Below are 17,777 nucleotides of genomic sequence, written 5' to 3'. Positions count from 1 at the left end.
TCACTGAGAAACGTGGATGACCAGAGACACAACCCCGCCGATATGTACGACAGCAAACATTGAAACCGTGCTCAATCGCGCCCATAGGCATCCTCATCCTTGGTGAGTCGTTTTGTATTCCGAAGCCCAGCCGTCGACGAAGGCCGATTGGACCTTGGACCAGTCCCCCGTACCCTGGGCATACTCCAACATGGCGTTCCCAAGACTGAGGGACCACTGTTGCGAGGGTAGAGGACGGATGGTCATGTCGTAGCAATGCCTCTTGGCATAGGCATCGTTGGATCTGAGAATGGGATTTCGGGTCTTGTACCCTGCCTTGGAATAGGACTTGAAAGGCGTCTCAAAGCCCATGGTGTCCGTCACGATCTTCCTGGCCCCATCATTGGTCAGCATCCAGTCCAGGAAGCGCTCGGTCGCCTTCCTGTCGGCGGCAGGGATCTTCTTGTTGATGGCGAAGTAGTTGGAACTGATCGTCAGCCCGGCCTTGTCCTCTCCGGGCACACCCATGTATATCGGCAGGACGCCCATATCCTTGTCTTCGACCTTCTGGCCCTTGAGCTGCGGATACGCCCAGGATCCCGTCTGGATGAAAACGGCATCCCCAAGCGAGAATTCGGATACCGCATCGTCAAAGGTGGCACTCGACAGCTGTGTCGCAGGCACCGTTTCATCCTTGATGTACAGGTCGAATATCCTCTTCATGTCGGGTACGTACTTATCGGATACCGTGGGAGGCAGATCTGTCCTGCCCTGATCCCGGTACTCGTAGTAAACGGGGATGTGGGCGAGCTGATCGCCATAACGCCGGATGGAACTTGACTCAAAACCAGCTGAGGTAAAGGCCCCTTTGATGCCGAGTTCATCCTTATGCGCCTGGATCTCATCTGCCACGGTCTTCAAGGCATCAAAACCACGGATCTCATCCACGGAGTGGAGACTGGCCCAGGAAGCGTGGAAGTACTTCCCCAGTATCGCCTTGTTGTAGATGATGCCGTACCGGTCCAAAACGAACGGTATGGCCCCGACCTTATCGCCGGTCTTTAACACGTAATTGGGATCCTTCAGGTCCTTGTACATACTTGTGCCGGATAGGTCCGCACAGTACTCCGCCCAATTCGGATAGTCGTTGTTATCGAGTCCGATGATGGTCGGGGCGTTGCTCTTGGCAAGCTCGCTTTTCAGTGTCTGCTCATAGCTGTCCGCCGCAGGGGAGACAACATTGAACGCGATCCCTGTATCCTTGGTGAACTGCTTACCCAGTTCAACGAACTGATCATTGTTCTCGACCTTTTGACTGATCATGTACACCCGCCCCTCGGCGGAGGGATTCGATGACCCCCCACAGGCCGAGACACCCAGCATCATGCACAAGGAAGCAGCCACTGCCAGAATCGATTTGGCTTTCATCTCGCACCTCATCCCTTTCCTTTGGAATCAGTCACGGCACTCGACAATGAGTACCTCGCCATCAACCGCTGCACCGGTAGGGCCGGCGGGGACGTTCTGCGGGAATCCGACGGAACGCCCCCACCCTGGACTTCTGCCTTCCTGTCAGTGCGTGGTCTTGTACTCCTTGGCCCAGCCGTCAACGAACGAACTCTGGACCTTGGACCAGTCACCTGTTCCCTGAGCATACTCAAGCATGGCATCGCTGAGCGAAGCCACCCACTGGGCGCTGGGAAGCGGGTGAATCACCGTATCGTAATCACCGGCCTTGGCGTAGGCATCATTGGCCCGCTGAACAGGGTTCTTCGACTTGAAGCCATCCTTCTCATATGACTTGAAAGGCGTCTCGAAGCCCATATCGTCAGTCACGATCTTCCTGGCGTTGTTGTTCTTCAGGAAGTAATCCAGGAACTGCGCCGTCGCCTTCTTATCCTTGTCGGAGGCCTTCTTGTTGGTGGCGAAGTACATGAAACTGACCGTCAGACCGGACTTCTCCTCACCGGGGACACCGATGTAGATGGGCAGCACTCCTATATCCCCATCGGGCACATCCTGGTCCTTTATCTGCGGGTACCCCCATGAACCGTTTTGCAGGAAAACGGACTGCTTGGTGGCGAACTCGTTGTTCGAGTCATCCATCGTCGCACTCGACAGCTGGGTCGGCGGGGTGGTCGAATCCTTCAGATACAGGTCGAAGATGTTCTTGAAGTTCTCCATGTACTTGCCTGAAATGGTCGGGGGCTCTTCCACGGCATTCTGGTCCCGGTACTCGTAATAGACGGGAATGTGGGCGAGCTGATCCCCAAAGCGCTTGCTGGAGCTGGCGTCGAATCCTGCCGAGCTGAAAGCGCCCTTGACGCCCAGATCCCCCTTATGCTCCTGGATCTCATCAGCGACAGTTTTCAAGGCCTTGAAATTGTTCACTTCCTTGATGGACTTGATGCTCGACCACTTTGCGTCGAAATACTGCTTCATCAAAGCCTTGTTGTAGATGATTCCGTAGCGCTCCATGACATAGGGCACTGCAATGACCTTGTCATTGAGCTTGAGTGCGTAATCCTTGTTCTTCAGATCCTTGTAAATGCCGGTGCCCGACATGTCACTGTAGTAATCCCCCCAGTTCTGGAAGTCATTGTTATCGACATCAAACATGGTGGGGGCATTCGATTTGGCCAGCTCGCTCTTCAGGGACTGCTCATAAGTACCCGATGATGCCACTGATATATCGACGGGGATTCCCGTATCCTTGGTGAACTGCTTGCCCAGCTCCTTGAATTCATCCTGCTGCTCGGGTTTCGCGCTCAAATAGTACACGTGACCCTTATCCGCGCTCTCCTGAGACCCTCCGCAGGCGGCAAGCCCACTGACGGACAGCACCAGGACGCCTACTGCCGCCGTGGCCTTCATGATTCTTCTCATATTCACTCCATTGCTTTGAGACCGACTACTTTATCGGGACGCTTATTCACTTCAATCACAAATGGATAAGCGCTTAAGCTAAAAAGACTCCACTCACGCTTCATGGGTGGTGGGATCGTACTCACCGGCATCCACTGCGTCATCGACGGATGCCGGTTACCTGATGGGTTCTTGGTAAGTGACTACACCTCCTTCAAGGTGTTGGAGATGGATATGCCCGAGACCTTGATGGAGCCTTCGGTGACGAACATACTCAGTCCGTCCCCATAATGGCGGTACACCCGGGCGTTCAGGGCAACACCATCAACATATAAGGTGGCTATGGTGTCATCGACCACAAGCTGCATGTGGTACACGGTGTCAGGTTCGAGCCTTATGGGCCTTTCCAGCCCAATGTTCATGTTGCTGAACCAGGGGTAGTTCGGGTTCCCCTCAAAGAGATAACGATTCTCACCGACCTTGAAATCGAACTGGTACGATTCACCGGTCTGCTCGTTTTCATACAGACGCAAACCGAAGGCACGCGTACCGGCAGAGAATGAGACATCGGCCTCGAAGCTGATCAAGTCACCGCTCTGATCATCCAGGACCTGTTCCGAACACCTGTCGGGTGAATCCAGGCTCACATCAGGCAGGGCACGCCGATCGTCGAAGGACTCCCAGAGGGTGTCCACCGGCTGCACGCCCAGTGAACCATCCTGACGCTGCATGATCTGATGGGGCACGAATGTACCGCCCCACTCATAATTGCTCGTGTCATCGTCGTGTTCCTTGGTGGCGACCCAGCCGAACAGGACGCGTTTGCCGTTCAGCTCGAAGGTCCTTCCGGCATAATAGGCACTGCCATCAAAGGCGTCGTCGACAGGGGCGGTCCACGGGCCTTCCAGGCTGGGTGCCATCCTGTAGATCATGCCGTGTTTGTCGCTGTACTCGGTAACGATGTGATACCACCAGTCACCCATCTTGAACAGATCAGGCATCTCATGCATGGTGTACAGGTCGGGAGCCCAGAAGTCGCCTTCGAATCGCCAGTCCTTCAGATCCTTGGAGGTGAAGGCCACGGTCCGTCCGCTTTGCCTGGTCTTCGGACCCTGCTTCCTGGCACCCAGCACCAGAAGGTACTGGTCCTTGTCTTCATCACGAATAACCCAGGGGTCACGCCAATCGTCAGGATCGTACCCCTCCTGAGGGGTAAAGGTCAGGGCGTCCTGGGTCTTCCGCCAATGCTGGAGGTCATCGCTGACGGCATGCATCAGCACCTGCGAGGGCTTGCCCTGGGCTGGATAATCCCGGTTATACCCAGTGTAGAAAGCGTGGTACTGCCCCTCGGCTTGGAAGATGCTGCCGGCATAGATGAACTGGTCCTGGTCCTGGTCACTTCCCCGAGGTATAGCGATACCGCAGTCCTTATAGTGCACGAAATCCTTGGTCGTAGCCAGCGACCAGCCGAAAGGCTGACCAAAGGGAACAGGATCGCGATCATCACGCTGGTGGAAGAGGTAGAACTCATCGCCCTTCCCAAAGGGCATACAATCACCGAACCAAGTGCCAGGGAATTGATAGTACAGCTTCGTCATTATGTCCTTTCGGGTTCTCATATCTCAGTACAACGCTTTCGACTGCTCTGTTTAAGCGATTAAGCACTTATTATAGATTCCTTACACCGAAAGTCAAATGCGAGCCTCCAACCCTAAGGAATCGTTCTGGCACCCACTAGTCGGCTATGGGCTTGACTGAGCTCCGGCGGACAGGTGGGCAGACCACTCGTATGGGCTCGTAGAAAGGCTTGTTGACACCCTCCCCCTTCTTGGTCGCGCCTTCTGTTCGTCGCTCCTGGTACTGAAGGAGGGTACGGATGCCGAGAACACCCAGCTCATACTGGGGCAGACCGACGGTTGAAAGGGCCGGATGGAGATGGGCCGAAATTAGTTCCTGATTGTCGAATCCCACGACTGAAAGATCATCGGGCACATGCAGTCCGCGCTCACGCATGGCGTCATACAGACCCATGGCTGTTCTGTCGTTGTGGCAGAACACCGCCGTGGCCTGCGTTTGCAGAACCTGCCGCATCACCCCATAACCACCGTCCTGGTCAGCCCTGCACTGAAGGACCAGGTCCGGGTCAAAAGCCACCCCTGCATGGGCAAGAGCCTCCTTGTACCCCTGCAGTCGCCCCTTCGAAGCAGGCGAGACTCCGACATCATTGACGAAGGCTATTCTCCTGTGTCCCGCTTCAATCAGTAGCTCCGTGGCGGTACGTCCGCCCTGGACCTCATCGGGGACAACGGCGGGAAAACGCCCCCTCTTGTCAAAGCAGTTGACCAGAACCGCGTTGACATTGCCAAGATCGCGTGGAGGCTGGACCTCATGATGCACCCATGACGAGTAGGCGATTCCCTCAACCTGGCGCTCCAGCATAAAAGCACAGGCCCTGCGTTCTATGCTTGGATCGCCATGCGTATCGACGATGAGCAGTATCTTGCCGTTCCGCCATGCCTCATCCTGCGCACCCTGAATAACCTGGCCGGCAAATGGCGACGTGGCCACGCCGTCGCTGACGAACCCTATCAGGTCGGAGCGCCCCCTGGCCAGACTCCGAGCCATCGCATTCTGCCGATACCCCAGGTCTTCGGCGACCTTCCTGACCTTCTTCCTGGTCGATTCCGGTATCCTGACATTCTTGTTGTCATTGACCGCCCAGGATGCCGTGGCAATCGAAACGCCTGCTTCCCGTGCGACATCCTGCAATGTGACCATGCTGTCCAATCCTAATCGCGCGGCACAACTTTCCGCCTCAGCCCCGGACCCGGGCGATAGGTAAAGTCCCCTTTCACCGGGAATCAGGACACGTACCGCGCAAGAGCCCCATTCAGGAGAGGGGTGTGCAGCGTGATCAGGGTCCCGTACCCAAGAATGGCCAGGAGGAAGAGCCCCTGAGGCATGTAGAACCATGATGCCGCAACCAGAGCCAGGTAGCACAGGTCCATGGCCACCATGGCCAGGGTCCTGATCCATCCGACCACGCCGAAAACCATGGCATTCAAGAGTGTGCGCCCGACGGAATTCTCGAACCTGGCCTGCAGGGCCCACACCCACTCGAAACCGATGATCCAGACGATACTGAAGGCGAACTTGACGATCAGGAGCAGGGGGATCTGCAAGACCACCCAGGAGAAGACCAGGACAGCCAGGGTCGGGCCGAACACCAGCCAGATCAGGGTGGCCTTGGCGAAGTTCGCCTTAAAGGCCCTGAAGTAGTTAGCCGTGACGTTCCCCTGGCCTTCCAGCATTCGCCTTGCCGCGTCATGCCCCGCCGCCAAGGCGGCACCCACCGTTACCAAAGGCAGGCTGGTGACCACCATCAGGAGGTTGATCCAGATGGCGTCTATGGCATCGGACAAGCCGCGCATGAAACCGGAGTCCGGTGAAAGGAAGTTCATGATCGCCTCCGGGGTGTGGTGCCGGGTATGGAAGGACCGGCTCGGTTATCCTGACGATACACCGGGGCCGGTCCTGTCTGGTTCCTGTGTGTGGTTATCCTTTGACGGCGCCGGCGAGGACGCCGCTGATGATGTAGCGTTGGCAGACGAGGTAGAAGACGATGATGGGGATGATGGCCAGGACCAGGCATCCCATCATGGCCCCCATGTCCACGCTGCCGTACCCGCCCTTGAGGTACTGGATCGCTATGCTCATGGTCTTGTACTTACGCATGTCCAGGGTCAGGTAGGGCAGCAGGAAGTCGTTCCATATCCACATCGCCTCCAGGATCGCCACCGACACGATCGAGGGACGCATGATGGGCACCACGATCCCGAAGAAGGTGCGCGGGATGCTCGCCCCGTCGATCATGGCCGACTCCTCCAGCTCCACCGGGATGCCCTTGACGACACCCGTGAAGATGAACACCGCCAGACCGGCGCCGAACCCCAGATACACGATCCACAACCCCCAGGGCGTGTTCAGCCCCAGCATGTCCGCAAGCTTGGAAAGCGTGAACATCACCATCTGGAACGGCACGATCATGTTGAACAGGAACAACAGGTACAGGAACCTCGCCACCCGGTTGCCCACCCGCACGATCCACCAGGCGCACATGGACGTGCACAACAGGATCAGGGCCACCGAACCCACCGTGACCACCACGGTCCAGCCGAAGCTCGCCAACAGGTTCGTCCGCTCGATCCCCCGCGCGTAGTTATCCAACCCCACGAAGGCCCGGCCCCGCGGGACCGAGAACGCGTCACGAGAGATATACGCCTTGTTCTTGAAGGAATTGACCACCACCAGCACGATCGGGAACACCCACAACAGGGAGACCACCGTGAACAGAACCGTCCACAACCACGAATGCCTGATACGCTCACTCATGCCGACACCTCCCTGCTGGTCGTCAACCTGTTCTGCAACACCGCGATCACCGCCACGATCACGAAGAACACCACCGCCTTGGCCTGGCCCACACCCTCGAAACCGGTCCTGCCGTAGAAGGTCCGGTAGATGTTCAGCGCCAACAACTCGGACGTGTTCGACGGGGCCCCGTTGGTCAACGCCAGGTTCTGGTCGAACATCTTGAACCCGTTCGTCACCGTCAGGAAGGAACACACCGTGATACTGGGCATCATCAACGGCAACGTCACCCGGAACAAGGTCTGCCGCCCATTGGCGCCATCGACCTGCGCCGCCTCGATCACATCACCGGGAAGAGCCTGCAGACCCGCGATATAGATGATCATCATATAGCCGATCTGCTGCCAGCAATACAACATCACCATCCCCCAGAACCCATACACACCCGAATACGTGATCGAACGACCCCAATGGGCCAACACCCCGTTGAGCAGCAACAACCAGATATACCCCAGGATGATCCCGCCGATCAGGTTCGGCATGAAGAACACCGAACGGAACACATTCGCCCCGCGGATCGCCTTCGTCAACAGGAACGCCACCGCGAAAGCCACGACATTGACCACCAACGTCGTCACCACCGTGAACGCCACCGTATACACCAACGCATGCCAGAACTCACCATCCGACAAGGCCGCCCGGTAATTCCCCAGACCAATGAACCGCGCATCCGTCACCGTCGTGAACCGACAGAAACTCAAATACACACCCATCACAAACGGCACCACAAAACCAACAACAAAAGCCAACACCGTAGGCAACGTAAACAACCCCCACCACCTACGAACAGACCTACCAACCATCGAAACCATGTATATCCTTCCTCGATCCCCGCTGTTCAGATTGTCCTGCACCCCTTCCGCGCCAAAGGCCGGAAGGCGTGCAGGACCGAGTCAACTCACACGACCACTTGCGGGAACAGGATCGAGAGTCTCAAGCCTTATGGTTGGCCTGATACTCCTTGGCCCAGTTGTCGACAAACGCGCTCTTGACCTTGTCCCAGTCACCGGTGCCCTGGGCATATTCCAGCATGGCGTTGCCCAGATCGTTCTTCCACTGCTCGGAAGGCATCATGGTGAAGTTCCAGCCGACCTGCTCCTTGCCCGACTTGGAGTCCTTCACGGCCTCCTCGACCAGGGGGTTGTCGGACTTGACCTTGTCGAAGCTCTTGAAAGGGGTGGTGAGGCCCATGTCGGAACTCATGGCCTTCTTCCCCTTCTCGGATGTGATCATCCAGGCCAGGAACTTCTCAGTGGCCTGCTGGTCCTTCTTGGAGGCCTTCTTGTTGATGCACCAGTAATTCTCGGATCCTGTGGCCAGTCCCTGCTTCTTCTCGCCGGGTGCCCCGATGTAAATGGGCATCATGCCCACGTTCGACTTGTCCATGCCCGCCTTCTCCAGGTCCGACCATGCCCAGGTCCCGTTCTGGTACAGTGCGGCCTCACCCAGGGCGAATTCGGAGTTGGCGTCATCACCGGTCTTGGAGCTCAGCTGCTTGGGATCGGTGGTGGAGTCCTTCAGGTACAGATCGAAAATCTGCTTGAACTGAGGCATGTATGTGCCCTTGACGGTCTCGGGCTGTGCCTTGACGTTCTCATCCTTCAGCTCATAGTAGAGGGGGATGTTGGCCAGGTGGGTCTTGAAGCGCCAATCGGAGCTGGAATCGAACCCTGCGGACGTGAACGCACCCTTGACACCGAGTTCATCCTTATGCTGCTGGATACCGTCGGCCACCTCCTTGAGCTTCTCGAAGGAGTCGATTTCCTTGACGGACTTGACCCTGGCATCCGAGAGCTTCATGTATTTGCCGAGGATGTCCTTGTTGTAGATCAACCCATAGGTCTCCATGGCATAGGGGACACCGAGCACCTGGGAACCATCGTCCGACTTCAGGGCCAGGTCCTTGTTGTTGAGCTGCTTGTAAACCTCGCTCTTGGACATGTCGGCCGTGTAGGACTTCCAGCTCGACAGACCCACAGGGCCGTTGACCTGGAAGAGTGTCGGAGGCTGTGACTTTGCGATCTCCGACTTGAGCGTCTGCTCATAGGTGCCGGAAGCGGCGGTTTGCACATCGACCTTTACGCCGGTCTCCTTGGTGTACTCGTCAGCGATGTCCTTCCACTGATCCGCTGCCTCGGGCTTGAAGTTCATGAAGAACACCTTGCCCGCATCGGCCTTGTCGTCTCCGGATGAAGACGAGGAACCGCATCCCGCAAGGGCACCAACCGACAAGGTCAGGGCCGCCAGAAGACCGACCCCCTTGGTTACCATTTGATTCATCATCGAACCTTTCTCTTGTTCGTGCCGAATTCCTCACGATGCCAATGCACTGGATCCGCGTTGACATGAAATCCGATCTATCTACCATTGTCTACAAATTTCCAAAAAATGCAAACGATAGCATACGTGCCATGCCGGTCCGCCACTTCTCGACCAAATTCAGGCTGTCCCCTAAAGACCGTAAGAAAGACAAGATGTCGGGTGGATCCAGCATCCGGGCGATGGAATGTAGCAACATGCAACTTTCGGGACCATCCCTGCAACTGTGGAGCAGATCCAACCAGAAGGACCCCACCGTGTGTCTCAATAATGAAAACGTAACCATCTCGTGAGCAGACCAGTGAAACGCCCACATAGCATCCAGAACCAGATCTCAAGAGGCCGGTCATCATATAATTGCAAGGGCAATAGTATGGAAGATGATGCTATCGTTGTCTCCGAACCGGACACCTTGCTGAAATCTTGCTGTCACACTGTAGTCGGGAGGATAGGTATGGTCGGTTTGCCCATGTTCAGGTCTCAGGTGTTCTCCCGCCGTCATAGGTGCCTGCCGATCGGAGGGGGTCGATGAAGTCCACAATCCAAGATGTAGCCGAAAAGGCGGGGGTTTCCGTCTCCACGGTGTCCAGGTCCTTTACCCGTCCGCAATTGGTGTCGAGCCGCACCCGTGATCGGGTGCTGGAAGTGGCCGAGCAATTGGACTTCAGGATTTCCCGGTCGGCTGCGGCCTTGAAATCGGGGCAATCCCTGCGCATCGCCATGCTTATCAGCGACAGCATCACCAAATGGTTCAACAGCCACGTCTTCGAAGGCCTGAATGACGTTCTGCAGGATGCCGGCTACGACATCTCGATCTACTCCATGAACACCTTTGAAGCGCGCAACCGCTTCTTCACCAACCTGCCGGTCCGACGCAACGCCGATGCCATCGTCGTCTGCTCCTTCAACATCGAGCCGAAGGAGATAGCCAAACTCGGAGATATGGACGTGCCGATCGTAGGCATCAACATACCTGCCACCGACCGGTTCAACGCGGCGGTCAACGTGAATGACCACGATTCCATGAAACTGGCGGTCAACCACCTCATAGGCCTCGGCCATCACAGGATTGCGTTCGTCAGGGCCGGCCACGGCTCACCCTTCCAATACCGTGCCGACGAACGCCTTGCCGGGTTCATGGACGCCTGCAAGGATGCCGGTATCACCGATCAGGTCACAGCCATACAGTGTCCTCCGGGCCAGGACGTCTCCAACTCGGCACTCTCCCAGCTGCTGGCCCTCGACCCTGCCCCTTCGGCCGTCTGCTTCCAGACCGACGAGCTGGCCATACCCGTCCTCTACCGAATTCGCCGCTACGGAAGACACGTACCGGAGGATCTCTCCATGATCGGCTTCGACGACAGCACCTATAGCCGCCAGATGGGCCTGACGACCATCAGGCAGGACCCATACGCCATGGGCAAGTCGGCGGCCGAAAAGGTTCTGGACCTTATCGCCGACCGCGAACCTCATACTCGCTTCCAGATGTTTCCGACCCATCTGGTGCTGAGGGACACGACCAAACCTCCCAGGTCGTAAGAAACCCGTGCGGGTGACATGCGGTCGCAACCGGATGTCACCCGCACGATGCCGTTCAGTCCTGTGGTCCGGTCATCCAGATCCGGTCAAGGTAATCCTCGACGGCCCTATCGGAGCTGAAGGTACCGCAGCGGGCGATGTTCAGTATCGCCTTACGTGCCCATTCCCCATCGTCCCTGTAGGCTTGCTCGATGTCATCCTGGATGTCCATGTAGGCGGTGAAATCAGCCATGGTCATGAAGTAGTCCTTGTTCAACCAGTCCTGGACCAGATCCCGGTACGTGCTGGTATCACCGTACGAGAAAGCACCCGATGCAACCATGTCCACGGCATCCTTCAACCGTGAATCGGCTTCATAGTAGGCCCGCGGATCATACCCACGGTCGTACAGATCCTGCACCTGCGATACGTCCATGCCGAAGAGGAAGAAGTTGTCTTCCCCGACCTGGTTGCGGATCTCTACATTGGCGCCATCAAGCGTACCAACGGTGAGGGCACCGTTCAGGGCGAACTTCATGTTGCTGGTGCCGCTCGCCTCCTTGCCCGCCTGCGATATCTGCTCATCCAGATCGGTGGCGGGTATCAGGTGCTCGGCCAGCTCAATGTTGTAGTTCCAGGGGAAGTAGACCCCCAGGAGGCCATTGACCTGAGGATCGGCATTGACGACCCGTGCCACATTGTTGATCAATTGAATGGTCAGCTTGGCCATGGCATAGCCGGGAGCAGCCTTGGCGCCGAAAATCACGGTCCGAGGCTGCATCGTGGTCAAATCGACCGCGCCACTCCTGATGGCGTTGTACTGCGCAATCACCGACAGTATCTTCAGGGACTGCCTTTTGTACTCATGCAGACGCTTCACCATGACATCGAACATGGTCGACGGATCCGGGCGGAATCCATAGCGCCTTTCGGCATGATCCGCGAAGTCCACCTTGTTCGCCTTCTTGACCTGCATGAACCGATCCACGAAGGAGGCATCATCAGCGAGCTTTTCCAGACCCTCCAGCCTGTCAAGGTCGGAAATCCACCGATCCGTACCCAGGCCTTCCGTAATCAGCGCGGACAGTCGGGGGTTGGCCAAGCGGATGAACCGACGAGGGGTGACCCCGTTGGTGACATTGGTGAACTTCTGGGGGTAGACGGCGTTGAAGTCCTTCAGAGTGATGTCCCTGAGCAGCTGGGAGTGCAGTTCGGCCACACCGTTGACCTTCTGCCCACCCACAGTGGCCAGGTAGGCCATCCTGACCCTGCGGCCATCACCAGGGGTGACGATGCGCATCCTGTCGATCTGATCGGCACCAACCCCCTTGGCCTGCAGTTCCGCCACAAAATGACGATCGATGTCTTCGATGATCTCCATATGACGGGGAAGAAGCTGGGCGATGAGGTCCGCCGGCCATTCCTCCAGGGCCTCGGGAAGAAGGGTGTGACAAGTGTAGTTGAAGGTCGACCGGGTGATCTCCCAGGCCTGGCCCCATTCATACCCATAGACATCAAGCAATACCCGCATCAGCTCAACGATACCGATGACCGGATGCGTGTCATTCAATTGGAAGCAGATCTTATCGGGCAATCCCGTGAGATCCGGATGCTCCTCGCCCGGGTAGAAAGTGGCGATGGCATCCGCAATGGAGGCGGCCACAAAGAAGTACTGCTGCTCGAGCCTCAACAACTTGCCCGCAGTGGTGGAATCCTCCGGATAGAGCACCTTGCTGATGGTCTCGGCCTCCACCTGGGGCTTGACGGCACCGAGATAGTCCGCCTTATTGAACGCATCCAAATCGAATTCATCGTAGGACCGAGCCTCCCACAGCCTCAGGGTGTTGACCCTGCCGGATGCATATCCCGGAACCGGGTAGTCGACCGGTACGGCGCGGACCGACCATTCTGGTTCCCAGACCCGGCGGACGTCCTTGCTTACCACGCGGCCACCGAAGGATATCCTCTGCACCCTGCCCGGGTTCTCATGACCCCAGGCGTCTTCCTCTTCCAGCCAGTAGTCAGGGCGCTCGACCTGTCGGCCCTGGCTGTCGAAGGACTGCTCGAATATGCCGTAGTCGTACCGAATTCCGTAGCCAAAGGCCGGTACGTCAAGGGAGGCCAGTGAATCTACATAGCAGGCCGCCAAACGCCCCAGGCCACCATTGCCCAGACCGGGTTCATGCTCCGCTTCGATGACCTTCCTGGGGTCAAAACCCAGTATTTGCATGGCCTCATCGAATTGATCGGTCAGGCCGGCATTCAACAGGGCGTTGGAGAGCTGTTTGCCCAACAGATACTCGGCACTCAAATACCCAACCGCCTTGGTGGAACCCTCGACCATTCGCTGGTTGTTCCTGACCCAGGAGCGCATCAGCTGCTCACGGACAAGGCCGGCAACAGCCTGATAGACGTCCTCGACGCGTGCCTGGGAACACTCGGTGCCATAGGCATTCGTCACTCTCTGACGCACTGCCTGGGCAAACTCCTCTGCCGACATCGACAGGCCCGACTGGGTCGCATCAACCATCTTCTGCTGCCTCCATATATTGCATACATCCGGCCATATCAACCTCCCCACGACACTGTGTCAGCTGTACGCCCGAGGGGCGATTCGGCTTGATTCCATACCGAAAGGAGACCGGCCTTATTCCGTTATCGTCACCGATGACGCCGCATGGTGGCCATGCGACTTACCGTATTGCATACGTTATCATAGACACCCTAAAATATCACACAGAAGCAGATTATCTCCAATAAGGCTCGGACATATACCAAGCTGACACCGTTTGCATGTATCGTGAGCCGATGGCCACTACAGCCTATGCGCACCGGGGAGTGCTGACGGTACCGACGATTCACACATTCCACTGCTTGAGGACGCGCTTGTCCTGGTAGATGCCGAGCACACCGTAATGGGCCGTGTCCATGCGGAGGAGTTGGGCCTTGTCCGGATCCAAGTCCATCCACTGGGTGACCAGGATACGCAAAACATGGGCATGGGCGACCAGGAGAACGTGTCCGCCTGCACGGACCACAGGCTCGATACGGGACACGACCTTGCGGGTGCGTCGGGCCACCTGGTCCAGGGTCTCTCCCTCGGTGACATGAACCTTAATCCGCTTACCAGTCGGCAGTTCGGTCTTCCAATCCTGGGCCGGGCAGCCACGCAGCGCCTGGGGTCCGTCAACCCACAGGCACCAGTCCCTCCCGATCTCGGCACTCACGTCCGCAGGCCGACGTCCCTCAGCGTGACCGTAATCCCATTCCACGATCTCGGGCATATCGGCAAGCCGATCATAACCAGCCAGCCGGGCCGTTTCCTGGGCTCTCTGCAGGGGGCTGGCAAAGGTAAACTCAGGGTCGAATCCATCCGGGAAGGCAAGGCGCAATCGCTCACCTGCCGCTTTAGCCTGATTCCTGCCTTCTGCAGTCAGGGACAGATTCGTCCTGCCCGTGTACTGACCCGTCTCACTCCATGCGGTCTGTCCGTGTCGCAGGAGCACGGCATATCCGCCGTTCGAGGCATCCTTGCCTGATGACGCAGCATGTATCATGCTGGTATCTTACCACCCACGAGTGCGCCACCTTTAAGCCAAATCCGTGGAATAATGGCTTCATGAGCATGGTAGGACAGGAACCGGGCAATCAAGCCGACCAGCTGGTCGGCGTATTCCACCGGATAGATGAAAAGGTGAACAGCATGCGTTCTTCGATTGAGTCGGATCCGGAAACACTCATGGACAAGGTTGCGAAGTTTGCCCTCCCCAGCATCGCTGGTCTGGTGGCCGGCAAGCTCTTCCAAGCCTTCTGGAGCAGCCTGGTGCGCAAACGCAACGGTGGCGTGGACACCGAAGAGGGTGACCAGGAGAGCGCCACAGCTGGCTTGCTGTTCGCCGTCCTTTCGGCCGCCGTGACCACACTGGCATCAACCCTGATCGAACGGGGTTCCCAGACCTTGATCGATCGGCGCCATAAGTAGAGGCCACGCCCCTCAGCGGGCTCGCATAAGCCAGCATGCCACAAGCCGGCTTTCACCGACCCGGATGTCATGAGTAAGATTACGGGTCAACGGCCATGAATCAGGCTTTACGGATCAACCCGTCATACATCCTTTTGCGCACCCCGAAGCAGTCGGCACGGAGGGCATGCGTTGGTATATGTCACTACTCCCACAGCAAGAACACCCTTCAGGGTCTTGTGCCCGTCTGTTGCAATGGACACAATGGGACCCATGACCACTTCACCACAATCCCCCGGCAGACCCGGGAAGGGCGGCAGATCCGCCAAACCAGAAGCCACGATACACAACGAAACCATCAACACACTGCTCAACCGTCGGACCATCCGCGCCTTCACCGATGAGACAATCGATCCCGACACGGTTGCCCTGCTTGAAGAGACGGCCCAGCATGCCGCCACCAGCAGGTACTTCAACGAGTGGTCCGCCATCCGCATCTCTGACCCGACCAAGGCCAGGGCCATCGCAGACATGGCCCACCAGGACTATGTGGCCCAGGCTCCCCTCCTTTACATCTTCCTGGCCGACCAGCGCCGCAATGCGGACCTGGCAAAGCGCGAAGGTATCGATATCGACTCCAAAGGGTTCGTACTCAACACAGGGTATGTCTTCCTACAGTCCCAGAACGATGCCGTTCTCGCCCTGCATGCCATGGAAACCGCGGCCAATTCCATGGGTCTGGGATGTGTCATCCTCGGCAGCGTCATCAATGATGTGAATCGGATGATCGACCTGCTCGACCTGCCACGCCTGGTTTACCCGGTACTGGGCCTGGCCATAGGCCATCCTGCCCAGGATCCACCCATGAAGCCCCGCATGCCCAGGCCGGCCCAGATATTCCTCGACTCCTATGGCCGGTCCGATACCCCGGGCACCCCGGACCAGGCACTAAAGGACTTTGACGAGACGGTCAAGCTTTACTACCGGGACCTGCGCCACATGGATGCTCCGCGCAAGACTTTCAGCAGGATTATCGCGGACAAGGCCTGCAACCCCAAGGAGGACCACGAGCCGATGCTCCCCTCCATCCAGGCACAGGGATTCGATATGACCCGATAACCAAGCGGCAGGCCTGCTAGTGGCATCCTCATCTCAAATGCCGGGGCTTGTAGCCCTTCCTCCTCGAATGGGGTTTCAGCTGCTGATTGAGGGGCACCCGGGTGTAAGAGCCCGGCTCATGGCTGGTCAGATGCCAGAAACCACAGTACTGGCACCGATACACCCAGAGCCGGGCACCCCGCTCCATCAGGCTCTGATCAGCTGCACGGAGCGCTTTTGCCTTGTCATGATACATGATCTTCGACGTGCTTGCGCATCGCTTGGGAGTGAAATAGTGCATGGGAACTACCTTGAAACCGAGCCGCTCGACCTACCGGAATTATCTTAGGGAAGGTCGTTCCCGGCGGAAAGGTACAGGTCGTACCATTCCTGGGCGGTCAGATCCACATCGGCACCTGCTGCCATCTCGGTAATGCGGGAGGGGGTCATGGACCCCAGCAGAACCTGCATGCCGGCTGGGTGGCGAAGAATCCATGCCACGGCTATGGCGCTCTTGCTGACGCCGTGCTGCTCGGCGATTTTCTGCAGGCAATCATTCAGGTCGGGGAACTTGGGATTGTCGATGAAGACCCCCTCGAAGAAGCCCGTCTGGAAGGGGCTCCAGGCCTGAATGGTCATGTGCTTCAGGCGCGAGTAGGAAATCAGACCGCCATCGTGATCCAGGCTGGAATCGTCAATCATGTTGACGTGGAATTCCTGCTGAACCATGCCCGTATGTCCTAGGCCGAACTGAATCTGATTGACATCCAACTTCTGGCTGATTCCGCTTTGCAGGAGCTCTACCTGCATAGGATTGACATTGCTGACCCCGAAGTGCCGGACCTTCCCCGAGGTCTGCATCGTGTTGAAGGCCTCTGCCAACTGGTCCAGCTCAACCAGGGTATCCGGCCTGTGCAGGAGTAGGTAGTCGACATAATCGGTCTGCAGATTCTTCAGTTCCTGGTCCACAGCCTGAATCAAGTGCTTGGCAGAGAAGTCGTACCGTGTGATCTGATCACTGGCAGGATCGCGGTAGATGCCTACCTTGGTCTGGATGCCGATACTGGCCCGGTCGATGCCGAGTTCCTTCAGGGCCCGACCCAACACCCTGCTGCTTTCACCACCATGGTAGCAATCTGCCGTATCGAAGTAGTCGATTCCAGCATCCAGGGCCGTCCGCACTATTGTGGCAGCCTCTTCCGGCGACTTGGTATCGATGCGCATGACTCCAAGAGCCACACGGGATGCTTTGACACCAGAGGTGCCGATGTTCATATATTTCATGTTGTGTCCTTAAATCCAGTCACCATCATTCTATCGCCGTACCCCTATGATACGGAGACGTAGATTCTCAATTGTCCAAACAATACAACCGTACCAACTTCGAGACCGGGATTGATCAGTTCAGATCTACAGCGACGGCATGAATAGTGTGCTCTGCTGGTATCCGTGAAAGAGTGGAGACCGCAGGGTAGAGGGGGTGTTGGATGGTTTTTCCGGTTGTTCAGGCGTGAGGTTCGGGTGTGTGCCAAAGAGTCCTTGGTCCCTGTGATGGTGATGTGTATGGGTTTGTGGTCGTGGTCGGTCCGGTCGCTGACGTTGCGCC

Annotated in this window: 15 protein-coding genes; 3 read left to right on the top strand and 12 right to left on the bottom strand. The window is 57.3% G+C overall.

Going from position 1 to position 17,777, the window contains the following annotated elements:
* Positions 1-93: 93 nt before the first annotated feature.
* The 8 genes from Q0K62_RS03735 to Q0K62_RS03700 all read right to left on the bottom strand — a co-directional run bounded on the left by Q0K62_RS03735 (position 94) and on the right by Q0K62_RS03700 (position 9,558).
* Positions 94-1,407 (bottom strand): ABC transporter substrate-binding protein, encoded by a 1,314-nt coding sequence (locus tag Q0K62_RS03735; RefSeq protein WP_297316645.1) that lies wholly within the window; start codon positions 1,405-1,407, stop codon positions 94-96.
* Positions 1,408-1,551: 144 nt separating this feature from the next.
* Positions 1,552-2,865 carry an ABC transporter substrate-binding protein gene (locus Q0K62_RS03730; protein WP_297316644.1) on the bottom strand — a complete coding sequence of 438 codons (1,314 nt, stop codon included), beginning with the start codon at positions 2,863-2,865 and terminating at the stop codon, positions 1,552-1,554.
* A 182-nt stretch (positions 2,866-3,047) separates the two neighbouring features.
* Positions 3,048-4,394 carry a GH32 C-terminal domain-containing protein gene (locus tag Q0K62_RS03725; RefSeq protein ID WP_297316643.1) on the bottom strand — a complete coding sequence of 449 codons (1,347 nt, stop codon included), beginning with the start codon at positions 4,392-4,394 and terminating at the stop codon, positions 3,048-3,050.
* 184 nt (positions 4,395-4,578) lie between these two features.
* Complete coding sequence (locus Q0K62_RS03720; protein WP_297316642.1) at positions 4,579-5,622, bottom strand: LacI family DNA-binding transcriptional regulator; 1,044 nt, start codon at positions 5,620-5,622, stop codon at positions 4,579-4,581.
* Positions 5,623-5,705: 83 nt separating this feature from the next.
* The gene (locus Q0K62_RS03715) at positions 5,706-6,305 is read right to left on the bottom strand and encodes a DUF624 domain-containing protein (protein ID WP_297316641.1); all 600 of its coding nucleotides are present in this window, start codon (positions 6,303-6,305) and stop codon (positions 5,706-5,708) included.
* A 94-nt stretch (positions 6,306-6,399) separates the two neighbouring features.
* The gene (locus Q0K62_RS03710; RefSeq protein ID WP_297316640.1) at positions 6,400-7,236 is read right to left on the bottom strand and encodes a carbohydrate ABC transporter permease; all 837 of its coding nucleotides are present in this window, start codon (positions 7,234-7,236) and stop codon (positions 6,400-6,402) included.
* On the bottom strand, positions 7,233-8,087 hold the full coding sequence (locus tag Q0K62_RS03705) for a sugar ABC transporter permease (protein ID WP_297316639.1): 855 nt from the start codon (positions 8,085-8,087) through the stop codon (positions 7,233-7,235). Before Q0K62_RS03705 ends, Q0K62_RS03710 begins: the two co-directional genes overlap by 4 nt.
* Before the next feature lie 121 nt (positions 8,088-8,208).
* Positions 8,209-9,558, bottom strand: a complete 1,350-nt coding sequence (locus Q0K62_RS03700) for an ABC transporter substrate-binding protein (RefSeq protein WP_297316638.1) — start codon at positions 9,556-9,558, stop codon at positions 8,209-8,211.
* Between the two features lie 564 nt (positions 9,559-10,122).
* On the opposite strand from Q0K62_RS03700, the gene Q0K62_RS03695 reads away from it, so the two are divergent.
* Positions 10,123-11,133, top strand: a complete 1,011-nt coding sequence (locus Q0K62_RS03695) for a LacI family DNA-binding transcriptional regulator (protein WP_297316637.1) — start codon at positions 10,123-10,125, stop codon at positions 11,131-11,133.
* 55 nt (positions 11,134-11,188) lie between these two features.
* Here the strand turns inward: Q0K62_RS03695 and Q0K62_RS03690 are convergent, their stop codons facing one another.
* Together Q0K62_RS03690 and Q0K62_RS03685 are read right to left on the bottom strand one after the other, a co-directional pair.
* Positions 11,189-13,642 (bottom strand): glycogen/starch/alpha-glucan phosphorylase, encoded by a 2,454-nt coding sequence (locus Q0K62_RS03690; protein ID WP_297316636.1) that lies wholly within the window; start codon positions 13,640-13,642, stop codon positions 11,189-11,191.
* Between the two features lie 328 nt (positions 13,643-13,970).
* Positions 13,971-14,669, bottom strand: coding sequence for a histidine phosphatase family protein (locus Q0K62_RS03685; protein ID WP_297316635.1), 699 nt, complete (start codon positions 14,667-14,669; stop codon positions 13,971-13,973).
* Between the two features lie 146 nt (positions 14,670-14,815).
* On the opposite strand from Q0K62_RS03685, the gene Q0K62_RS03680 reads away from it, so the two are divergent.
* Entirely contained in the window at positions 14,816-15,094 is a 279-nt protein-coding gene (locus Q0K62_RS03680) for a DUF4235 domain-containing protein (RefSeq protein WP_297316634.1), read from the top strand.
* 252 nt (positions 15,095-15,346) lie between these two features.
* The gene (locus Q0K62_RS03675) at positions 15,347-16,192 is read left to right on the top strand and encodes a nitroreductase family protein (protein WP_297316633.1); all 846 of its coding nucleotides are present in this window, start codon (positions 15,347-15,349) and stop codon (positions 16,190-16,192) included.
* Positions 16,193-16,220: 28 nt separating this feature from the next.
* Here Q0K62_RS03675 and Q0K62_RS03670 read toward each other — a convergent pair whose 3' ends face one another.
* Together Q0K62_RS03670 and Q0K62_RS03665 are read right to left on the bottom strand one after the other, a co-directional pair.
* A complete protein-coding gene (locus Q0K62_RS03670; protein ID WP_297316632.1) occupies positions 16,221-16,472 on the bottom strand; it encodes a hypothetical protein in 252 nt (83 codons plus the stop codon).
* A 44-nt stretch (positions 16,473-16,516) separates the two neighbouring features.
* A complete protein-coding gene (locus Q0K62_RS03665; protein WP_297316631.1) occupies positions 16,517-17,455 on the bottom strand; it encodes an aldo/keto reductase in 939 nt (312 codons plus the stop codon).
* Positions 17,456-17,777 lie beyond the last annotated feature (322 nt).

This window comes from uncultured Bifidobacterium sp. (genome assembly GCF_945269915.1).
Taxonomy (GTDB): domain Bacteria; phylum Actinomycetota; class Actinomycetes; order Actinomycetales; family Bifidobacteriaceae; genus Bombiscardovia; species Bombiscardovia indica.
The sequence above is the reverse complement of the archived record's forward strand: the minus strand, read 5'-3'. Positions and strand labels throughout refer to the sequence as shown.